Raw genomic sequence first — 21,646 nt, forward strand, 5'->3', positions numbered from 1 at the left:
CAGTCACATTCGAAGTGAGAGGCGGATCGAGCGCGGTGTGCGCCGGTGAAGGGTACCTGGAGCTTCCAGCGCCGGCCGTGTCGTATGCCCTCGCCGGCGTCGCGGCGGCGCTCTGCGCCCCGGCGGGACGACCCCTTGCTTCAGAAGATGATGAGGAGACCCCCATGCGTGTCAGACACGTGATGATCACAGCAGCTCTCGTCAGCAGTTTCGCCGCCTGCGCCATCTCGGATCCCGGCGACGGCGAGCGGCCAGCCTATGCGACGGTCTGCGAGGCCCGCTGCGCCTGCGAGGACTGCGCCGGGGACAGCGAAGGGCTGTGCGAGGCCGAGCAGGAGGCCGTCGAGGAGCGGGCCAAGAAGCGCTGTCAGGACGAGCACACGGCGTACGTCGATTGTGTCCGTCTGGAGGGCCGGTGTGTGGATGGTCATCACCTGGCCGAGGTCTGCAACGCCCACGCGGCGGCCCTCCTCGGCTGTCTCAAGCCGAGCAACCGCGATCACTGTCCCAGCGCGGGCGACGGCATCTGCGACGAGCCCCAGGGCACCGACACGTGTCCGGCCGGGACCGACCCCGCCGACTGCCTCTCTGTCTGTCCGTACACCGGCAACGGCATCTGTGATGAGCCCGAGAACACCGGCCGGTGCCCGGCGGGCACGGACGTCGACGACTGCAGCCTCGTGCCGTGCAAATCGGTGCAGGACGGGACCTGCGACGAGCCCGAGGGCACCGGGCTCTGCGACGAGGGCACGGACGTCATCGACTGCATGGTCATGACCTGCGCCGAGGCGAACAACGGCGTCTGCGACGAGCCCGAGGGCACCGGGCGCTGCGACGAGGGCACCGACCGCGCCGACTGCCCAGCAGGCGAGCCGTGCCTCACCACGAACAACGACGTGTGCGACGAGCCCGAGGGCACCGGCTCCTGCGATGAGGGCACGGACCTCGTCGACTGCGCCATCCCCGCCGTCGCCTGCGACGACCTCGCCGTCTGTGGCAACGACACGAGCGGGTGCATCGCGTGCGCGAACGAGGGGAGCTGCGCCGACGAGCTCGAGGCGTGCACCATCAACGACGACTGCTTCTACCTCGCCCAGTGCATGGTGACCTGCGCGGACGACACCTGCGTCAATGAATGCCTGGGCGCGTACCCGGACGGGCGGGATTCTTACTACAACTACGACACATGCTTGCACTGCGAACAGTGTTATTACTCGTGCGGCGCGAACAGCGCATTCGAGTGCTGAACCGTGGCTTACCCTCAGCGCTGCGGAGGAGATGAACATGCTTGATCGACGAGACGTCCTTGCGCTTTCGGCCCGCGCCGCCCTCCTGGCTTCTCTGGCCGGCGTCGCCTCCTGCGGCGGCCTCTCGGCGGGCGACTACGCGGTGTACCGCGTCGCCCTCGAGGCGTCCGAGGAGTCGCCTGGCTGCTTCCCCGACGACAGGCCGCTCCTCGCGGACAAGTACGACGCCACCACGTTCCGGGACGGCCAGACCTTGCTCCTCTACCTCCCGAGCGACGAGGAGGCGGTGCTCGACATCGGCGGGCTCGCGCTGAAGGGCTCCACGGACGACGATCCCTACCTCTTCGAGGGCAGCTCCGAAGACGTCGAGTTTCCCTTCCGCAAGAGGGTCACCGACGCCGACCAGGACGGCATCGCCGATGACATCGACCCGTTCGTCGACGCCGACAAGGACGGCGACGACGACTCGGACGCGACGAGCGACGGCGAGGTCGACACCGACGGCGACAAGCACGACGATCGCGACGAGGTGGAGGACCCGTTCGTCGACGCCGACGACGACGGGGATGACGACCGGTTCCGGGAGATCGTGGGCGACACGAGGATGATCTCCAGCCTCCGGGTGCAGATCTCCATGACGGTCGACGGGTCGACGGTCAGCGGCGTCGTGACGCGGACGACCGAGGAGACGTGCGACGGCGACCTGTGCCCGCCCCACGTCGACGCGCCGTGCGTCGACGTGCAGCGGTTCCGCGGCGTCGAGGTCGACGAGGCGGATCTGACCTTCGGCGTCAGCGCGCAGCCGACGACCCCGTGAGCCGCGCTCTCCGGCGGCGCGCCGCGCGGCGCGTGACGGGCTGCCCGTTCTGGTAGCATCGCCCCGCTTGCCGGAGCTGCCTCTCTCCCCCGCCGATCTCCACGCGGTGCTCGCGCCGCTCCCCGCCGCTCGCCCGCTGCCCGCGCGCGCCTACTGGGACGACGGCGTGCTCGCCTTCGAGCAGGCCGAGATCTTCGGGCGCTCCTGGGTCTGCGTCGGGCGCGAGGACGAGGTCGCCCGCCCCGGAGAGTGGTTGCTCGCGCCGCTCACGCCGGCGGGGGTCGTCGTCCTCCGCGGCGCGGATCTGGAGATCCGCGCGTTCCACAACGTCTGCCGCCACAGGGCGGCGACGCTGCTCGACGGCGCGTGCGGCCGGCTCTCCCAGCTCGCGTGCCCGTACCACGGCTGGACCTACGAGCTCTCCGGCGCCCTGCGCGCGGCGCCCCACGCGCCCCCCGGCTTCGATCGCGGCGCGCACGGGCTCCTGCCCGCGCGGGCGGGCGCCCTCTTCGGCTTCCTCTTCGTGACGCTCGACCCCGGGGCGCCCTCGCTCGAGAGCGCGCTCGGCGACGCGCCGCCGTGGCTCACGCGCCCCGAGCTGCGCTCGCTCCGGCGGGGCAGGCGGGAGGAGTACGAGGTCGCCGCGAACTGGAAGCTCTGCGTGGAGAACTTCCAGGAGTCGCACCACTTTCCGCGCGTTCACCCCGCGCTGGAGCGGCTCACCCCGTGCGGCGACGCCGTGTCCTGGGGCCGGGGCGGCCCGTGGCTCGGCGGGATCATGGACCTCGCCCCCGGCGCCGAGACGGTCTCGACCGGCGCGGGGCGCGGGGCGCGGCCGCTCATCGTCCCCGAGGCGGAGCGGCGGCGCGTGCGCGACGCCATGCTCTTCCCGGGCCTGCTCACGAGCCTGCAGCCCGACTACCTGCTCACGTACCGGCTCACCCCGCGCGCGCCGGACCGGACCCTCGTGGTCGCCGACACCTACTTCCATCCGGCGGCGTTCACCCCCGGCTTCGATCCGGCCGACGTGTTCGCCTTCTGGGACACCGTGAACCGCGAGGACCGCGCCATCTGCGAGCGCCAGCAGCGCGGGCTCCGCGCGCCGGGCTACGCGCCGTCGACCTACGCCATGGTGGAGGACGGCGTACACGCCTTCGATCGCATGGTCGCGCGGAGGTACCTGTCGGCGCTCGGCGCGAGGACGCCATGAGCAAGCTCTGCGGCCTGTGGGGTCGCCCGTACATCGACCTGTCGCCGCTGCTCGACACGTCCTGCTTCCCGGAGCTCGATCGCGAGATCGTGCTCGGGCTCTGCCGCGTCGAGCCCTCGTACACCGGCGGGAGCCTGAAGTGGATGGGCGTGGTCGCGCCGTGGGTGCACGAGGACCCTTATGTGGACTACGGGCAGGTCATCGCCGGCTTCTCGCGCGAGGAGCTCCGCGACTTCGTGGCGCTCGCCGACGACCCGTCCGCGTTCGATCTCGACCGGCGCGACGAGTACACGTTCGGAGACGAGACCGATCACCCGCTCACGCGGGCGCAGATGCTGTACCTCAAGTACCGCTACGGCGTCTATTTCCCCTGGAAGGTCTGCTATCACCTGCTCGAGAACGACCGCTGGGAGGACAAGCACTCCGGCGCCGGCAAGGACTTCTCGGAGGAGGCGAGGGCGGTGTTCCCGCGCACGGTCGATTTCATCCGGAGCCTGCCGTTCGCCGAGATCGGGCGGTGCGTGATCTTCGGCCTCGAGGCGAACGATCACGCGCCCGCGCACCGCGACACCGAGCCGGGGAGCGCGCTCGGGCCGGCGCAGTCCATCTCGTTCGATCCGCGCGGCGACAAGCGGTTCTATCTCTGCGACAGGGCAGGGGAGGAGCGCACGATCGTGCGCGCGCCGATCTACTGGTTCAACGACATGGATTACCACGGGGTCGAGCCGGACCCGTTCTTCCGGTACTCGATCCGGGTGGACGGCGTGTTCACGCCGGATTTCGTGAAGCGGCTCCAGCGGCTCTACCGGCGGTAGGCGCGGGCAACCGCTCGGTCGGCGGCGAGATGCGCTCGGACAGGCCGGGTGGTTCGTTCCCCCTCGATTCCGGCGCCCATGCCGGGCCGGCGTGATGGTACAAGACGAGGTACCACGCGCCATGAGCTCCGTCCTCCCCGCCTCGATCACCGAGCTCCCGCTCCTTCGGGGCCGCAACCCGCTCGCCCGCCGCATCGAGACCCGGCATGGATTCCCCATCCTCCCCGGCCGCTTCCCGGTCGTGGGCCACATGCCGGCGATGGCCGTCGACGAGCTCGGCCTGCTCCGCGAGGGCCAGCGCCGCTTCGGCTCCCTCTTCTTCTGGAGCCATGGCTTCGAGGCCTGGCAGCTCATCTACGCCTCGAACGAGTCCTTCTCGCTCTTCAAGAGCAAGGCCCTCGACTCCTCGTATCTGACCGAGGGCGGCGTCGGCCACCTCTTCGGTCAGACGCTGATGGCCCACGACGGCGCCTCGCACCGCCGCCTCCGCACCGCGATGAACGGGCCCTTCTCGCCGAAGGGCCTCGACGCCGCGGACGTCGGCGCGATCGTCGCGGCCAGCGTCGAGCGCAAGGTCCGCTCCTGGGTCGGCCGGCGCGACGTCCAGTTGCTGCGCGAGACCCGCGAGCTGGCCCTGGAGGTGATGTTCAAGATCGCCGGCGTCGAGGACGACGAGCTCTCCGAGTGGCGCCACAACTACGAGGATCTGATGCTCGTGGTCCTCAACCTGCCCTTCGACGTGCCGGGCTCGCCGCGACGCCGCGGCCTCCGCGCCCGCGCCTGGCTCGACGCGCGCATTCGCCGGATCCTCGCCGACGTGCGCGCCCGCGGCGAGGAGAAGGGCCTCCTGCCCGCGCTGCTACAGGCCCGCGACGAGGACGGCGAGCCGCTCTCCGAGCAGGATCTGGTGGGCAACCTCCGCCTGCTCCTCCTCGCCGGCCATGAGACCTCGGCCTCGACCATGGCCTGGTGCGTCGCTCACCTCGCCGAGAGCCCCGCGGTCTGGCGCGCGCTCCGCGAGGAGGCGTCGAGCGCGCCGGATCTCCCGCGCTCGCCCGCGGATCTCCGCCGCTTCCCCTTCGCCGAGGCCGTGTTCCGCGAGGCGCTCCGCCTCCACCCGCCGACGCCTCACGACGCCCGCCGCGCCGTCGCCGACTTCGAGATCGAAGGCCGCACCGTCCCCGCCGGGACCATCGTGGCCATCCCGCTGGTCCTGCTCTCGCGCGATCCCGAGCTCTACCCGGATCCGGACAGCTACCGCCCCGAGCGCTGGCTCGGCCGCAAGGAGGCGATCTCGCCGCTCGAGATCGCCCAGTTCGGCGGCGGCGCGCACTTCTGCCTCGGCTATCACCTCGCCTGGATGGAGATCGTCCAGTTCCTCGTCGCGCTCGGGCGGGCCCTCCCGGCCTCGGGCCCCAGGCTCCAGAACGGATTCCCTGCCTCGCGCTACCTCCCGGTGCTCCGCCCCGCGGCGGGCACGCGCGTCCGCTTCGACGGCTGACGCGCCGCGCCCGGCGACGCCATGCCACGCGCCTTCAGCTCGAGGACCGCCGCAGCGGCGCGTCGAGAGACGGGCGGTGGTACGCCGGCAGCCGGGAGCCGAGCCAGGCCGTGGGCTCACCGAGCGGGCACGCTCGGGGCGGCTCGATTCGCTAGATTCCAGAGCGATTTCTCTGGATCCAGGGTGCATTTACCTGGATATTTGAGTCGATTCTCTAGATTTTGCTTAGTATTAGCCAGATTTTTGAAGATAAACTCTGGATCCTGCCCGCGTTGACCTGGAAAACTGGACCGATTCTCTATATCGAGTCGAGTTTTAGATGGCGGACATCGGTCGAGCGTGGCGGCGCGTCGAGCTGATTCCGGAGCAAGCGCTCTCGATGCGGCGCGCGGCGTGGCCGCGCCACCGCTCCGAAGCGACCCTGTAGATCTCGTCGATGACGCACAGACCCGCCGGGGGCCGGGCGTCTCGCTCTCGCGGGCTACGCGGTCTAGTTCGCCTCCGGCTGCTGGGGCAGCGTCTGGGCGTAAGCGCCGAGGTCGCCCAGCACCTCCGGGCTTTCGGCCAGCGGCGGCATCGCCGTCCCGGGCTGACCGAAGCGGACTTTGTGCAGGAACTCGTGCGGGTTGTCGTTCGCGATCAGGCCCGGGAAGTCCTCGAACCCCGGCTCGCTGCCGACGACCGTGGTGTTGAGCCCCTGCGGTCCGTGACAGGCTGCGCAGCTCGACTGGAACGTCTGCTCGCCCGCCACGGTGTCGCTGATGAACTTACCGTCCGGACCGATGTACGTGCTCGTGTCGATCGTCCACTCGCTGACGAACACCGCCAGATCTCTGAGCTCCTGCTCGCCGAGCACCGACCCGAAGGCGTGCCCGCCTGCATCCGCGAGCAAGTCGACGATCTCGGCCTGCGTCTTCGGCGTGCCGAGCACGCCGGCGATTCCGGTGCGATGACCGCCGCTGCCGTACGCGCCGTCCTTGCCCCCATAGTCCCAGCCGTGACACTCCTTGCACCGCCACGTGTCCGCGCCGGAGCGCGTGTTGCTTGCGGTGTCCGGTCGGCTCGCCCACAGCGGGTGATCGGTGCCGGGTGCCTCGGCGTCGATCACCGCCCACCAGCTGTCGTAGAGGGCGCCGCCCCGGACCCCGTCGCCGTCGACCTCTCCGCCCGCGCCGCCGCCGTCGCCGTCGCCGCAGGCGCCGGACCCGATGACCATCAACACAGCTGCAATCACGCGTCTCATGGGGGCTCCTCGTGTCGTGAATGAGCTCGGCAGAGATCGTCGTTCGTCGAGCTCGGTTGGATACAGGAAACGGTACGGGACGCCGGTGCCGGAGGTGAAAGGCCGCTGCTCACCGACGTCCCACCTCTGATGGAACCAGGTGATCGCAGAATGGCGTTACGCCAACCCGTGTGTGCAACAAGGCTGCACGATTACAGGCTGCTGCAAGCGGCTTGACTTTCAGGTGGCGTCTGGACTTCCTGGCCTCGCCGCAAGGAGTGTCCCGAGGTCCCGGCGTGCGTCCATCGCGCAATTATAGTGCGATCGCCGCACGCTAGCGCTTCTATTTCTGCGACAGGGCAGGGGAGGAGCGGTCGCGCGCGCGGATCTACTGGTTCAACGACATGGATGACCACGGGGTCGAAGCCGACCCGGCCTTCCGGTCCCCGATCCGCGTGGACGGCGTGTTCACGCCGGATTTCGTGAAGCGGCCGGCCGTCCTTCACGAAGTCGTACAGGCCGCGCCAAATCGTACAGGCCGCGCCGGTTCCAAAGAAAACCGGCCGCGCAGGGGGCGCGAGCCAGGCGCGCGCCGCGCCCTGAGGCGAGCGCGCGGTGCGGGGGGGATTGGGCGCTGTCAGGTCGGGGTCGCGCCAGAGGATCTCGGCGCAGCGCAGGAGATAGTACAGGCCCAGGGCAACAAGGCAGAGGCCGGCATCAGCACACGCAAGCTCGGACGCATTCTTGGTCCATGATGCTGTCCGTCAGCATGCGCCGCCCACGCTCGTCACTGCGCGACGCAGCTCTCCTTCATCACTTCCCAAACTGCATCTCCGGTGGCGATGCTACCGGCAGAGGTGGGGTGGATCCCGTCTTGCGTATAGTCGTTGTGTCCGTTCCAGGTCGGACGAAGGTCCAACCAGTAGCATTTCGGCGACGTGAGCCCGTCGCACAAGGCCTTCATCTTCGGTCGGAGCGTATCGAGGCAGGACTTGAGCGATGAGAAATTGTTTCCGATGGGGTCTGGATAGAAGAAATAGACCACCTTTTCGACGTTGTCCTCCGCCATGGTCTCGAACAACGACTCCGCCGCCGCGAGGGCTCCGTCGCCGTCCCCTCTCAGCAAGCAGTCGTTCCCGCCCCCATCCATCAGCACGTACTTGATCATGCCGTTCTCCGCAGCTTTGCGGTACTGGCTGGGAATTTGATCGTTGGCCAACGTCGTGCCGCTGACCGAGTTGTCGATATAGCGATCGTTCGCAGCGAGGGAGCCGTTGGCCTTGGCCTGCTTTTCGATCTGCTGCGTGATGCCGTGAGTCGCGGCGATGAACGATTCGCCGATGACCGCGACCTGATTCCCCTTGGTCTGGCCCTTGACGCACTCGCCCGTCTCTCCGCCTGTGGCGGCCGTCTCTCCGCCTGTGCTGGCCGTCTCTCCGCCTGTGCTGGCCGTGCTGCTGGTCTGCCCGGTGTCTGCGCCGCCGCTGCCCGAGGTGCTCGTGGTTGCTGAGCCTCCGGTGCCGCCAGGGCCCGTACCGCCCGTGCCGCCCGTGCCGACCGTAGCCGTGGTCCCCGCGCCGCTGGTGGTCCCGTCAGGGCCGCCTCCGCCGGTCGAGGGCGTGCCCTCGTCAGCCGCCTCACCACAGGCCCAAAGGCCGATGCTCAGGAGACCGAGAACGCTCAGATTTTTAGCAAAGTAGAAACGTATTGACCGCATTTTAATTTCTCCAGTGTCCGCTCGGCGCCGAGGTTTCAAGGTACGAAAGACCCTCATCCACCTGATATCCACAGTTTATCCATGCATCGAAGGGACCGCGTTCACTCCACAGCCTGCGGGGCATCGAAGGGACCGCGTTCACTCCACCCCCGACGAGCCACCCGTCGCCGACGAGCCGCCCGTGGCACCGGAGCCGCCGGTGCCGGTCCCGGCGAGCCGTCCGGCGCTGCCGTTGCCGGGCGGCGCCTCGGTCGTCGCGTCTCCCTGGCTGGAGCAGGCCAGCGCCGCGAGCGCAGCTACCCCTGGAGCGGTCGTGCAGAAATTGCGAAGCGTCTCCATTCGCCCTCGCCCCTCCGTTCCAAGATCTCCGTCCGTCCTCGCATCGCCCGATGCAGGTGACTGCCACGACGTCGTACCCGAGCCACCTGGCTCCAGGTATAGGCATACTCGCCTATGCCTCGATGCGAGACGTCACGCCCATGTTGGTGGACTGAACAATTCGGGCGAGAGTCGAATTCGGTGGTCACTACGAACCTCCTGGCTCGTCTCGTGGAGGCGCAGGTCCAGCGGGGCCACGCCTCGGGGGGCTCGTGGATCGACGCCGCAGCTCGGGCGACCTCGGCGACGACGTCCAGCCCCCATCCCGGCTGACTGTTGCCGGGCGTGAGCCCGCGATCGCGCCAGGGGGCCAGGGGCCGCGCAGCGGGCGCGGCAGTACGGCGGAGCGCGCGCCGGATGGCGCGGCGGACCGCATCGCCCTTGCGGTCGTCGGGGCGCGCCCTCAAAGGAAATGCCCCGCCGCGAGATCCCTCCCGAATGACCCACGACCTCCGCATCACCCCATCCGACGCCGTGACCCGCACCGAGAAGGCGAGCGCCGAGGGGGAGCTCGCCCCGCTCCCCAGCGACGATCGCCTCGCCTCGTTCTACGCCGGGTGCCCGGTCGCGCTCTTCACGACCACGCCCGAGGGGCGCTTCATCGACGCGAACCGCGCGTTCGCGCGCCTCCTCGGCTACGCGGACCCCACGCAGTTCGTCGACCTGCCCGTCCCGACCTTCTACGGCGACCCCGGGAAGCGGCAGGAGATCATGGGCATCCTCGACCGCGAGGGCGCCGTCCACGGCCACGAGGTCGAGTTCGTGCGCCTCGACGGGACGCGCGTGTGGGTCAGCATCACCGCGCGCGCCATCCGCGACGCGGCCGGGCGCGTCGTGCGCTACGAAGGCGCGCTCGAGGACGTGACGCCGCGCCGGAGGGCGCAGGACCTGCTGCGCCTCAGCGATCAGCGCTTCCACCTCCTCGCCAGGGCCACGAACGACACCCTCTGGGACTGGGACTTCGCCGCCGAGACGGTCTGGTGGAGCGAGAACTTCGAGCGCACCTTCGGCTACCGGCTCGACGAGCTCGAGCCGGGACCCGAGAGCTGGATGGGCCGCATCCACCCGGACGACCTCGATCGCGTCTACCGCAGCATCCACGACGCGATCGACGGGACCGCGACGACGTGGAGCGAGGAGTACCGCTTCCGCCGCGCCGACGGCGAGTACGCGATCATCTACGACCGCGGCCTCGTGCTGCGCGACGGGGCAGGGAAGGCCATCCGCATGATCGGCTCGATGATGGACGCCACCCTGCAGCGCCGGCAGCAGATCCTCCTCGCGTGGCAGCGCAAGGTGCTCGAGATGATCGCCCTCCACCACGGCCTGGAGGAGACGCTCGACGTGCTGTGCCGCGACGCCGAGGAGCTCTCGGCCGGCCGCCGCTTCACCGTCCTGCTCGCGAGCGACGACGGCCTCCGCCTCCTCCACGGCGCGGCGCCGAGCCTGCCGGCGTCCTACAACACGGCGGTGCACGGGCTCCTCATCGGCCCGCGCGCGGGCTCGTGCGGCACCGCCGCCCACCGCCGCGCGCCGGTCGTCGTGGAGGACATCGCGACCGACCCGCTCTGGGCCGACTTCCGCCACCTCGCCCTCCCGCTCGGGCTGCGCGCCTGCTGGTCCACGCCCATCCTCTCCTCGAAGGGCGAGGTGCTGGGCACCTGGGCCGTGTACAGGCCTTCGCCCGGCGCGCCGACCCCCGCCGACGAGGAGGTCGTCCGCGTCGCGACGCGCCTCGCCGCCATCGCCATCGAGCGCGCCCGCGCGGACCTCGCGCTGCGCCAGCGCGCGGACGAGCTGGCGAGGCTCACCGAGGCGCTGCAGCGCTCGAACCGCGAGCTCGATCAGTTCGCCTACGTCACGTCGCACGATCTCAAGGCGCCGCTGCGGGGCATCGCGAACCTCTCGCAGTGGATCGAGGACGACGAGCACGAGCACCTGAGCGAGGCGTCGAAGCGGAACCTGGAGCTCCTGCGCAACCGCGTGCAGCGCATGGACGCGCTCATCGACGCCATCCTCGATTACTCGCGCGTCGGGCGCATCCGGGTGCCCACCGAGGTCGTCGCGGTGGGCCCGCTCATCGAGGAGGTCGTGGATCTCCTGTCGCCGCCGGGCGGCTTCCGCGTCGAGGTCGCCGGCCCCCTGCCCAGCGTCGTGGCGGAGCGCACGATGCTCCAGCAGGTCTTCATGAACCTCATCGGCAATGCCATCAAGCACCACCGCGACAGGGAGAGCGGCCGCGCCGTCGTCTCCTGCGCGGACGCGGGCTCGCACTGGCGCTTCGCGGTGGCGGACAACGGGCCCGGCATCTCCCCGCGCTTCCACGACAAGGTGTTCATCATCTTCCAGACGCTGGAGGCGCGGGACAGGTCGGAGGGCACGGGCGTCGGGCTCGCGCTCGTGAAGAAGATCGTCGAGAGCAGCGGCGGCGCCGTCGCGCTCGACTCGGACGTCGGGCGCGGCGCCGCCTTCTCGTTCACCTGGCCCAAGGGGCTGGGGTAGCGGCGGGCGCCGGGGCGGGGGCTCCGTTCACGACGAGGTGGATGAACTGCAGCTTCGCCACGGCGGGGCGCGGCAGCACGAACGGGTAGAAGTCGTGCTGGCCCATGCTGCGCGACATCTCGTTGAGGACGCCCGTCAGCTCCACCCAGGCGTTCAGGAAGCCGAGGAAGGTCTCGGCCCCCGGCGCGTCCGGTCGCCACAGCGCGTCGGTGCCCCACGGCTCGGCGTCGAGCTCCACGTCGTCGGCGTCGATGCCGAAGCTGAGGGCGGTGTCCACGGTGTCGACCATGTGGAGGTAGTGGGCCCAGGTCTCGGCCCAGTCTTCCCACGGGTGCATGCTGGCGTAGGCGCTGACGAAGCGCTGCGGCCAGTCGGCCGGCGGGCCTTGCTCGTAGTTGGTCTTCAGCGCTGCGGCGTAGTCCTGACGCTCGTCGCCGAACAGCTCCCGGAACGTCGCCAGCCATGCCGTGTCGCGCACCAGGCGGTCCCAGTAATAATGGCCGACCTCGTGCCGGAAGTGCCCGAGCAGCGTGCGGTAGGGCTCGCGCATCGCGGCGCGGATGCGCTCGCGCGTGGCGTCGTCCGCCTCCTCGACGTTCAGGGTGATCACGCCGTCGGCGTGGCCGGTCAGTACCCTGGGCCCGTCGGGCGGCGACGCGAGGAAATCGAAGCAGAGGCCGCGCTCCGGGTCGTCGCCGAGCTTCGACTTCACCGGCAGGTTCAGCGCGAGGAGCTGCGACACGAGCCGTCGCTTGGCCGTCTCGATGCGGCGCCATAGCGCCTCGTGATCGGCGATGGAGAGGTCCGGAATGGTGCGGTTGAGCCGGCAGGCGTCGCAGAGCGCGGGCGTCTCGGCGGCCGCCGGGACGAGCCAGTTGCAGCCCGAGGCCGAGTCGAAGTTGCCGCAGCGTCGATAGAGGCGCGGCGGGTCCGCCGTATCGTGCCAGAGCTGCCAGTCGCCCTCGGTCGGCCCGGGCTTCAGCGGCAGCACCTGGGCGCGCTCGGGCTCATAGCCGAGCGGCGCCTTGCAGGCCAGGCACTCGCTGTTGCGGAAGAACACCGGCCTTTCGCACTGGCACCGGTAGGCGCGCGGGGCGGTGGGTTGCTTGGCCGGTTTCCATACGCTGCGCAGGCGCGCGATCAGACTGTCGAAACGGGTGGGCATGAGGGTGGATGGGTCTCGATGGTGAGCGATCGTCTTCTTGATGGCAAGCTATGTGCCAGGCAAGGGGCGCGATGTTCCCGTCGTGCGCCTGACGCCGCGCGACGCTCCACCGCTCGCCCGGACGTCGCGGAGTGTCTCAGTGTGGCAAAAACGCCGTCGATCCGACCCAGGTTGGGTCGCCCCAGGTCGGGGCGTCCAGGCCGGGATCACCCGCCCAGGAGGGGATCCCGTGCCTTTGCGCGCTCGCGCCTCGCTACGGCTTCGCGCGGTAGCTCTCGGGCGGCCCGAGGTAGCTCGGCTTGAGCCCACCCGTGTCCACGACGAGCTTCTGCACCACCACGGTCGGGTCGACCATCCAGAACTTCAGCACGTGCTCGCCAGGCTGAGCGATTGTGTGCGTGGTCGACGTGAGATTCATGTTGTCCGACGTGTTCCTCTCCCACGACTTGTTCATCGGGATGCCGTTGAGCGCGGTGGTGACGTTGACGACCTGCGGCTGCCCGTCGTCGATGGACACGGCGTACTTCAGCCCATCGGAGTGCAGCACGTTGTTCCTCGGCGACAGGTATGCCCAGACCGTCACCTTCCCGGACGTGAAGGTGTTGATCTTGTACTCGAGGTGCGGGCTCTCTCCGCCGGGCGTCTGCCTGGCCGCGGTGACCGGGAAGGGCGTCATGCCCCCTGCCGTCCGGCCGATGTCCGGGATGAGCTGCCACGAGATCGGGTCCGCGCCCACGGCACGCGTGAAGTGCTCGGCCTCGATCGAGACGTACCCGTTGCTCTCCACGAACCCCTCGAGCGCGTCGCGGTCCACGTCCGGGTTCTTGACGATGGCCTGGACGACCACCGAGCTGCCGTTCGGCCCCGTCACCGTGATCGGCACCTCCGTGGTCCCCTTGGGCGCGGCCTCCCAGTCGACGCTCACCGTGGCGCGCACTTCCTTCTCGATCGCGCCGTTGTTCGGCCAGACCTTCACCCAGGGCACGGACGGCTCGATCTTGTAATCGAACGGCGCCTGACCGCGGTTGAAGACCTCGATGTACTGGGCCGGCTGCGTCTGGAACGGGGTGAGCTCGGGCAGCACCGCCGCCGTGCCCTGTGCGGGCCAGACCTTGTCGGACCCGTCGATGGCCACGCCCATGTCGGCCCCGCTCGGCAGGCTGATCTGCCGGAGCTCGGGCCAGATGAAGTCCTCGATGGCCGTGTTGTTCCGCTCCGGCTGCTGCCAGCCCGAGTTCGGATAGTTCCCGCCATAGCCGATCTTGGGCTGCGTCTGGAAGCCCTTCCATTTCCCGCCGGCCAGCGTGTTGTTGTAGTAGCTCGACATCGCCTTGTCGTCGGCGAACCGGGCCTCGGCGGTCGTGGCCATGTCCTTCGTGGCGGCGCGCTTCTGGGCGGCGTAGAGGATGTTCTTGAACCCGGCCAGGCGGAGCTCGTACAGGTTGGCGCTGGCCTTCACCTGGTAGAGCACGAGCTGGTAGTAGGCGTCCCGGAACGACGCCGGCAGCGCCTCGTTGAGCCGCTCCGCCTCGGCCGCGAGCGCCTGCCACTCCGCGACGACCCGCTCCGCCTCGCCGTAATGGATCAGGCTGAAGGGGCTGCCGTCGGCGTAGACAACGGCGCTGTCGGGGTTCGTGGCGATGTTGGCGTTCGGGTTGAGGGTGATGACCCGGTTGAGCAGCTCCGGCTTCCGGCGCGACTGGAGCCTGGAGTACATCGTCAGCACCTCCGCGATCTCGGCCGCGTGCTCCGGCCCGAACTGCTGCGCCGCCCACTGCCGCTCCCACACGGGGAGGCGCTCGATCGGCCACCGCTCGGGGTTCCACGCATAGTCCAGGAAGAACTCGAGCGGGTGCTCCTCGTTCTTCATGTCGCCCACGTTCACCACCCACAGCCGATCGACGCCGTATCGATAGGACAGGTGGAGCTGCTCCCAGACGCTGGGGAGGAGGGTCGTGTCGACCCACTTGTAGTTCCGGCCGCCGCCCACGTAGTCGAAGTGGTAGTAGAGCCCGTAGCCGCCCGATCGCTCCGGCGCCGACAGGTCGGGCAGCTCGCGCATGTTGCCCCAGTTGTCGTCGCACCAGTTGATGATCACGTCGTCCGGCGCCCGCATGCCGTCGTCCCAGAAGGCCTGGACCTCCTTGTAGAGCGTCCAGACCTGCGGGATGGTGGTGACGTCCTTGCCCGTGACCTCGCCCAGGATCTCCCGCTGCGCCGCCACGATCCGCTGCATCAGATCGATGTTGCCGCCGTTGTCGATGGGCAGGTCGCCGTTGCCGCGCATCCCGACGGTCACCACGCTCTCGTAGTCCTTCATCCGCGTGATGCTGTCGGTCCAGTACTTCTTCAGCGCCTCCGTGTTCCTGTCGAAGTTCCACTGCCCGTTGCCGCCGTACCGGCCTCCGGATTGCCCGAAGCGATCCCACTCGTCCTGCGCCCGCATCATCGGCGCCTCGTGCGAGGTCCCCATCACGATGCCGTACTCGGCGGCCAGCGCCTGGCTCTCGGGGTCGTCGTCGAAGAGCGACCTGCCCCAGACGGCCGGCCACAGGTAGTTGGCCTTGAGGCGGAGCATGACCTCGTACACGTGGGCGTAGAGCTCATGGTTGAAGCCGTCCGGGCGGCTCGAGTTGGGCGCGGGGCCGAAGGTGTTGCGCGCCCAGGTGCCCAGCGCGGGGTTCTCGTCGTTGATGAAGAAGCCGCGGTATTTCACCTTCGGCTCCCCCTGCGAGTAGCGCCCGGGCAGGATGTACAGCTCGTCGTGCTGGTGCGCCGGGACGTCGTCCCAGTAGTGCCAGGGCGACACGCCGATGTTCCTCGAGACGTCGTATGCGCCGAAGATCGTCCCGCGCTGGTCGCTGCCGGCGATCACGAACGCGCGGCGGACGCCCGGCGCCGGATTGTCCACCACCTGCAGGAGGGACGTCTCCCACCGGCCTGCGATGTCGGTGACGTCGAGCTTGTTCTCGCTCACCAGCTGGTCCACGAGCGGGCTCTTGCCCAGGGTCCCGATGATCACCACGTCGTCCGCCGCCGGGATCTCGTCGAGCGAGATCTCGGGCTCGACCTGGGTGACCCGGCCGATGTCGGTCTTGAGGTCGCTCACGACCCGGACAACGCCCGCGTAGTCGCTCGAGCTCACGACGAGCGGCGCGGCCTTGCCGGCGCCGACCATGGGGAAGCGCTCGGGCCCGGGCTCGAACGCGACGTACTTCTCCGGATCCTCGGGGTGCGGCGGGTCCGGATCTCCCGTCGGTTCGCCCGCGCCTCCTCCCGTCGGTTCGCCTGCGCCGCCTCCCGTCGGCGAGCCTGCGCCACCCCCTCCCGTCGGCGCGCCTGCACCCCCTCCCGTCGGCGTGTCCGGATCGCCGGGCTTCGGCGACGCGCCGTCCGAGCCCGAACAACCGCTCCCCAGCACCGACAAGGCGAGGGGCAGCACCCCGCAGAGGATCCCCATCCGCACCAGGGGCCTCCAGGGGGCCCACAGCGCGCCGAGCGTTCGCTTGCCTGGGCGGGCACACGGACGACCGGCGCACCGCGCGCGGGCGTTCTCCTGGCTGGATCGCGTCAATTCGTTGACGCTGCAATATTCTTGCGTGGTTGTCATGTGCGACCTTCCCGGCTGTTCACTCGAATGGACGCCCCCGGCGCACGCCGAGGTGCGCCTGCGCAATCAGAGACACAAAGCGACACAAGCACGCAGCTCCTCGTGGACACGAGGCTGCAGCGGAGGACGGAGCCCGCCTGCTCGCCCTGCCAGATAACCCAGGTTGTCGATTGTCGCCCGTTGCCACGCGCAAGGCGTGCTGGAGTCCCCGGGCTCGCGGCGCTCAGGTCAGGCTCAGGTATTCCCGGAGGGGGTCGGTCTGATCACGCCTGGCACGGCGAGGGCGGCGCGCCCTTCGTCCCGTCGCCGAGGGGACTTCCGGCGGCGCGCGCGGATTTGTCGACCTCACGGCGATTCACGCTCGAGACGGCCGGCCCACGGATGCCAGCGCCGCGCTCGCCCGAGCGGTCCGGCTCGTCATGGCTTCACATCACCGCGCATCCGTGAGCAGCCCGAGGCTGTACTCGTGCAGATTGTACTCGGCCCCGGCCTTGGTCCGGCCCTGATAGAGATACTGCATGTTGCAGGTGTCGATCGTCATGGTCTCGTCGGGGTTATCGCGGAGCATCTCACCGTGGCTGATCCCGTCGTTCGACCAGCCGGCGCCCGTGACGTTGCTCTTCCCCGCGAAGGGGTTTGCCTGCGTGTCCGCCAGCGGCGTCCAGGCGCCGTCGAGCTTGTCCGCGGTCCAGGAGCGGAAATACCGACCGTCGCCGATGCTCTCGTGGATCAGGAGATACTTGTCCGAGCCCTTGATCTTGTAGACGTTGGCCGCCTCGAACAGGTCGAACCTCTCGTCGCTCATGACGATGACCGGCGTGCCGAAGCCATTCGGGAAGCTGGCCTTGCTGGTCTGGCTTCGATAGAGGTGCCCGTTGTCATCGGAGAAGAAGAGGTGGCAATTCGCGTCGTCGCAGATCACCCAGAAGTCGATCCACGTCCCTGAACCCTTGTTCTGGGTGACGATCGCGGGCTCGTTCGCGATGAAGGTCCGAGGCGCTGACCAGGATCGGACGTCGCTCGGATCCTTGGTGGTCGAGTAGGTGGGCGGCTGGCTCTGGTAGACGAGGTACCACAGGTCCTGCGGCGAGAAGTAGAAGAGCTGCGGGGCGCACTTGTACCCGGTCAGGTTGGGGTTCGTGCTCAGGAGCGTCTTCGGCGCCGACCGGGCCTGATCCCAGTCGGTGAAGTTCAGATACGTCATGTTGTAGCCGTTGGAATAGTGCGTCGCGTACACGTGCCACTTGCCGTCATGGAACAGGACGGTCGGGTCCTTGATGGACACGGAGCCGCTCGGCGGGGTGATCAGCACGGGTGACGACTCCCATTTGAAGCTCGTGGGCACGCCGCAGCCAGGGCTCATGCTGCCGCCCGTGGACGAGGCATCGCCGCCCGCCGCGCCGCCGGCGCCACCACCGCCGGCGTTCGGAGAACCGCCCTCGTTTTGCGCCCCGCCCCCGCTCGTGGAGCCGCCCCCGCTCGTGGAGCCGCCCCCGCTACCGGCTCCGGTTCCGGTTCCGGTTTCGGTTCCAGCTCCCGATCCACCCTGACCCACGGAGCTCCCCGCGGTCGCCCCGGACGAGGTGCTCGGCTCCTCCGGGGTGGGCTCTGTGTCGGACGAGGCGCAACCCACAATGATCAATCCAACGAAGGTGATGAATCCTGCTGCCCATGAACGCACGGTGACCTCCAAGCTGCTTGTCGTGAAACTATTGATTCCCGCGCGAGTTCAAGACAACCATCGCACGAGCGCAAAGGCCTGTTGGCGCAACACGTGCTCGAACGGCGCCCCCATCATCCCGCCCGTGTCATGCCGGCCGGGCGCTCCGCTGGAAGAGCCGCTGGAGCAGGCAGGAGACCAGGAGGAGCAGACCGATGACGATCTTGGTCCACCAGGAGCTGAGGGTGCCCTCGAACATGATGAGGGTCTGGATGGTGCCGTGGATGAGCACGCCGAACAGGGTCCCGACGACCGTGCCGAAGCCGCCGGTCAGCAGGGTGCCGCCGATGACGACGGCGGCGATGGCATCCAGCTCCATGCCGCCGGCGTGCAGCGCGTAACCGGACACCATGTAAAACGTGAAGGCGACGCCCGCCAGCGCCGAGCAGAACCCGCTCAAGGTGTAGATGAGCACCTTGGTCCTCGGCACCGGGAGGCCCATGAGCAGGGCGGACTGCTCGCTCCCGCCGATCGCGTAGACCGTGCGGCCGAAGCGCGTGTAGTGCGCGAGGTAGATGGCCGCGGCGAACAGCACCAGCGCGATGACGACGTTCCAGGTGATCGACGTGTCGAACAGGAAAGGGATGCGGCGCGACGAGACGTCGACGTAGAAGCCGTGGGTGATCGTGATGGATTCGATGCTGATGAGGTAACAGAGCCCGCGAGCCAGGAACATCCCCGCCAGGGTGACGATGAAGGCCTGGACCTCGAAGTACTGGATGATCACCCCCATCACGAGGCCGATGCCCGCGCCCATGGCCAGGACGAGCGGGATGACCACGGCCGGGCTGACGCCGTGGTGCTCGACGAGCGACGCCGAGACCATCGTGGTCAGCGCGATGACCGAGCCGACCGAGAGATCGATCCCGCCGGAGAGGATGACGAAGGTCATCCCGATGGCGGTGATCGCCAGGAACGCATTGTCGATGAAGAAGTTGAGGAACACCTGCAGCGAGAAGAACCCCTCGAACAGGCACGACCCGGCCCCGAACATGAGCGCGAAGAGGCCGATGGTGACGGCGAGCGGCAGGTGCCGCGGGTGGATCCGGACGGACCGCCTGGTCGCGGCTGCGATGTTGCTCATGGTACGGCCACTCTCCCTGCACGCTGCTTTCCGATGAGATCCCTGACCTTCTGCGACTGCAGGATGCTGACCAGGAAGACGACGATGGCCTTCACCACCAGGTTGACCTCGGGCGGCACGCCGACGGAATAGATCGTCGTGGTGAGCGTCTGGAGGATGAGGGCGCCGATGACGCTCCCCGCCAGCGTGAACCTGCCCCCGGAGAGCGACGTCCCGCCCAGGACCACGGCCAGGATGGCGTCGAGCTCGAAGAGCAGCCCCGCGTTGTTGCCGTCGGCGCTCTTGACGTTCGAGCTCACGATGAGCCCGGCGATGCCGGCGCACAGGCCGCACACGGCATAACAGGCGAAGGTGATCGAGCGCGCGCGGATCCCGGCCAGCCGCGAGGCGACCGGGTTCACGCCGATCGCCTCGACGAACATGCCGAGCGCGGTCTTGCGGGTCAGGAGCCAGAGGGCGGCGCCCACGCCTGCCACGATGAACAGCGAGACAGGGATTCCCAGCAGGAAGCCGTTCCCGATGACATGGTAAGGACCGTAATAGATCGTGAGGATCTGGCCGTTCGTGATGAGCTGGGCGACGCCCCGGCCCATGACGAGCAGGATCAGGGTCGCGATGATCGGCTGCATGCCGAGCAGCGACACGAGCGCTCCGTTCCACATGCCGAAGACCAGCGCCACGCCGAGCGCGCCGCCGATGACGATCGGCAGCGGGAACTGCGTCACGTTCTCCATGCCGGTCCCGCCGCGCAGGGCCAGCTCGCCGCCGATCAGCGCCGCCGCGACCGCGCCCGAGATGGCGACGACCGCGCCCACCGAGATGTCGATGCCGTGGGTGGCGATCACCAGGGTGAGACCCATGGCGATGATCATGAGCGGCGCCGCGCGGTTCAGGATGTCGATGACGCTGCCGTACAGGTGGCCGTCCTTGACCGTGATCGCGAAGAGCTGCGGGTTGGTGACGAGGTTGAAGAGGAGCAGGAGGCCGAGCATCGCCGTCGGCCAGAAGGCGCTTTTCCGGGTGAGCCGGCGCAGGGAGGCGGCCGCCGCGCTCACGCGTGACCTCCCGCGATGATCCGGTACACCGCCTGCTCGTTTGTCTCGCCGGTGGCCAGGTCGGCCACCTTGCGCCTGTCGCGCAGGACGACGACCCGGTCCGAGTAGCGCAGCGCCTCGGCCATCTCGGACGAGACGAACACCACCGCCATGCCCAGGTCGCAGAGATCCATGACCTGGCCCATGATCTCGCCCTTGGCCGCCACGTCGATGCCGCGGGTCGGCTCGTCGAGGATGAGCATGCGCGGGTCGGTCGCCAGCCAGCGGGCCAGGAGCGCCTTCTGCTGGTTGCCGCCGCTCAGCTTGGAGATGGGCACCTCCGCGTCGGCCGCCACGATGCCGAGCCGCTGGATGTACGTGCGGGCGATCTCGTCCTGTCGTCCGCGAGACAGGTTGCGGAAGATGCCGCGCTTGGCCTGGAGGGCGACGACGATGTTCTCGCGCAGCGAGAGGTCGCCGAGGATGCCCTCGAGCTTCCGGTCCTCGGGGCAGAAGCCGAGCCCGCGCGCGATCGCGTCGAGCGGCGAGCCGATGCGCGCCTCTGCGCCGCCGATCTCGATGGTGCCCTGGTCCGCCCTGTCGATCCCGAACAGGAGCCGCACCGTCTCCGACTTTCCGGCGCCCAGGAGACCGGCGATGCCGAGCTCTTCCCCCGGCCTCACCTCGAGGTCGATGTCCCTGACCGAGCCTTTCTTGCCGAGGCCGCGTGCCCGCAGGAAGGGCGCCTCCACGACGGCCGGCTTCGCCGCCCGGGCGCGCTCGGCCCGGGTCGGGCCCTCGTCGGCGACGTCGCGCCCGACCATCTTCGTGACGAGATCCATGCGCGAGAGCTCCGCGGCCAGGTACTCGCCGACCCGCTGGCCATTCCTCAGCACCGTGATCCGGTCGGAGATCTCGAACACCTGGTCGAGGAAGTGCGTGATGAACAGGACCGCCATCCCTTGCCCCGTGAGGCGCCGGATGACGGAGAACAGCGTCTTGACCTCGTCCTCGGCCAGGCTCGATGTCGGCTCGTCGAGGATGAGGATCTTGGCCCTGGCGCTGAGCGCGCGCGCGATCGCGACGATCTGCTGGACGGCCAGGGAGAAGGCCGAGAGCGGCGCGGCGACGTCGATGTGGACGTTGAGGTCCGACAGCAGGGCGGCGGCCTTCCGGCGCATCTCCCCCCACCGGATGGCGAAGGGGCTTTCGCCCTCATGCCCGAGGTAGATGTTCTCGGCGACCGACAGGTTGGTGCACAGGTTCACCTCCTGGAACACGGCGCTGATGCCCGCCCGCTGCGCGCCCTGCGGGCTCGACGGCCTGATCTCCCGGCCATCGAGGAGGATCTGCCCGCCGTCCGGGGGGTGGACGCCGGTGATGACCTTGACGAGGGTCGACTTGCCGGCGCCGTTCTGCCCCATGAGCGTGTGCACCTCTCCCGGCAGCAGGCGGAAGTCGACGGACAGGAGCGCCTGCACACCCGGGAAACTCTTGGAGATCCGCTTCATCTCGAGCACGGGCACGACGTCGCTCCCCATGGCTCCCATCCTCTCGGCGCCGAGATCGCCGCCGCGCGCGCCCGGACAGCGCTGTCAACCGAACCGAGGCCAGGGCGGGAAGA

At 69.1% G+C, this 21,646-nt stretch carries 15 protein-coding genes; 6 read left to right on the plus strand and 9 right to left on the minus strand.

The annotated features are described in order from the left end of the window. The first annotated feature begins 164 nt into the window (after positions 1-164). From WMF17_RS17270 to WMF17_RS17290, 5 genes are all read left to right on the plus strand, one after another. Entirely contained in the window at positions 165-1,247 is a 1,083-nt protein-coding gene (locus WMF17_RS17270; protein ID WP_437603175.1) for a latent transforming growth factor beta-binding protein, read from the plus strand. A gap of 37 nt (positions 1,248-1,284) precedes the next feature. Then, entirely contained in the window at positions 1,285-2,064 is a 780-nt protein-coding gene (locus tag WMF17_RS17275) for a hypothetical protein (protein WP_437603176.1), read from the plus strand. Between the two features lie 67 nt (positions 2,065-2,131). Next, a complete protein-coding gene (locus WMF17_RS17280; RefSeq protein WP_437650503.1) occupies positions 2,132-3,274 on the plus strand; it encodes an aromatic ring-hydroxylating oxygenase subunit alpha in 1,143 nt (380 codons plus the stop codon). Beyond that, positions 3,271-4,089 carry a hypothetical protein gene (locus WMF17_RS17285; RefSeq protein ID WP_437603178.1) on the plus strand — a complete coding sequence of 273 codons (819 nt, stop codon included), beginning with the start codon at positions 3,271-3,273 and terminating at the stop codon, positions 4,087-4,089. Before WMF17_RS17280 ends, WMF17_RS17285 begins: the two co-directional genes overlap by 4 nt. Before the next feature lie 121 nt (positions 4,090-4,210). Next, positions 4,211-5,590: a cytochrome P450 gene (locus WMF17_RS17290; RefSeq protein WP_437603179.1), complete on the plus strand. Its 1,380-nt coding sequence runs from the start codon at positions 4,211-4,213 to the stop codon at positions 5,588-5,590. Between the two features lie 490 nt (positions 5,591-6,080). On the opposite strand, the gene WMF17_RS17295 is transcribed toward WMF17_RS17290, so the two are convergent. The 3 genes from WMF17_RS17295 to WMF17_RS17305 form a co-directional block, all read right to left on the minus strand. Beyond that, positions 6,081-6,833 carry a c-type cytochrome gene (locus WMF17_RS17295; protein ID WP_437650504.1) on the minus strand — a complete coding sequence of 251 codons (753 nt, stop codon included), beginning with the start codon at positions 6,831-6,833 and terminating at the stop codon, positions 6,081-6,083. A 766-nt stretch (positions 6,834-7,599) separates the two neighbouring features. Continuing rightward, a complete protein-coding gene (locus WMF17_RS17300) occupies positions 7,600-8,529 on the minus strand; it encodes an SGNH/GDSL hydrolase family protein (RefSeq protein WP_437650505.1) in 930 nt (309 codons plus the stop codon). A gap of 138 nt (positions 8,530-8,667) precedes the next feature. Beyond that, complete coding sequence (locus WMF17_RS17305; RefSeq protein WP_437650506.1) at positions 8,668-8,868, minus strand: hypothetical protein; 201 nt, start codon at positions 8,866-8,868, stop codon at positions 8,668-8,670. Between the two features lie 477 nt (positions 8,869-9,345). Here WMF17_RS17305 and WMF17_RS17310 point away from each other — a divergent pair, with 477 nt between their 5' ends. Next, the gene (locus WMF17_RS17310) at positions 9,346-11,409 is read left to right on the plus strand and encodes a PAS domain-containing sensor histidine kinase (protein WP_437650507.1); all 2,064 of its coding nucleotides are present in this window, start codon (positions 9,346-9,348) and stop codon (positions 11,407-11,409) included. Here WMF17_RS17310 and WMF17_RS17315 read toward each other — a convergent pair. The 6 genes from WMF17_RS17315 to WMF17_RS17340 all read right to left on the minus strand — a co-directional run bounded on the left by WMF17_RS17315 (position 11,384) and on the right by WMF17_RS17340 (position 21,563). Next, positions 11,384-12,574 carry a zinc-binding metallopeptidase family protein gene (locus WMF17_RS17315; protein ID WP_437650508.1) on the minus strand — a complete coding sequence of 397 codons (1,191 nt, stop codon included), beginning with the start codon at positions 12,572-12,574 and terminating at the stop codon, positions 11,384-11,386. The genes WMF17_RS17310 and WMF17_RS17315 overlap by 26 nt on opposite strands. 253 nt (positions 12,575-12,827) lie before the next feature. Continuing rightward, complete coding sequence (locus tag WMF17_RS17320; protein ID WP_437650509.1) at positions 12,828-16,034, minus strand: glycosyl hydrolase 115 family protein; 3,207 nt, start codon at positions 16,032-16,034, stop codon at positions 12,828-12,830. Between the two features lie 580 nt (positions 16,035-16,614). After that, positions 16,615-17,547, minus strand: coding sequence for a non-reducing end alpha-L-arabinofuranosidase family hydrolase (locus tag WMF17_RS17325; RefSeq protein ID WP_437603185.1), 933 nt, complete (start codon positions 17,545-17,547; stop codon positions 16,615-16,617). A 445-nt stretch (positions 17,548-17,992) separates the two neighbouring features. After that, positions 17,993-18,988 carry a galactofuranose ABC transporter, permease protein YjfF gene (gene yjfF / locus WMF17_RS17330; protein ID WP_437603186.1) on the minus strand — a complete coding sequence of 332 codons (996 nt, stop codon included), beginning with the start codon at positions 18,986-18,988 and terminating at the stop codon, positions 17,993-17,995. Beyond that, positions 18,985-20,043 carry an ABC transporter permease gene (locus WMF17_RS17335; RefSeq protein ID WP_437650510.1) on the minus strand — a complete coding sequence of 353 codons (1,059 nt, stop codon included), beginning with the start codon at positions 20,041-20,043 and terminating at the stop codon, positions 18,985-18,987. Before WMF17_RS17335 ends, yjfF begins: the two co-directional genes overlap by 4 nt. Further along, entirely contained in the window at positions 20,040-21,563 is a 1,524-nt protein-coding gene (locus WMF17_RS17340) for a sugar ABC transporter ATP-binding protein (protein WP_437603188.1), read from the minus strand. The genes WMF17_RS17335 and WMF17_RS17340 overlap by 4 nt, the downstream gene beginning before the upstream one ends. Positions 21,564-21,646 lie beyond the last annotated feature (83 nt).

The organism is Sorangium sp. So ce362 (genome assembly GCF_051519845.1).
In the GTDB taxonomy this organism is placed as follows: Bacteria; Myxococcota_A; Polyangia; order Polyangiales; family Polyangiaceae; genus Sorangium.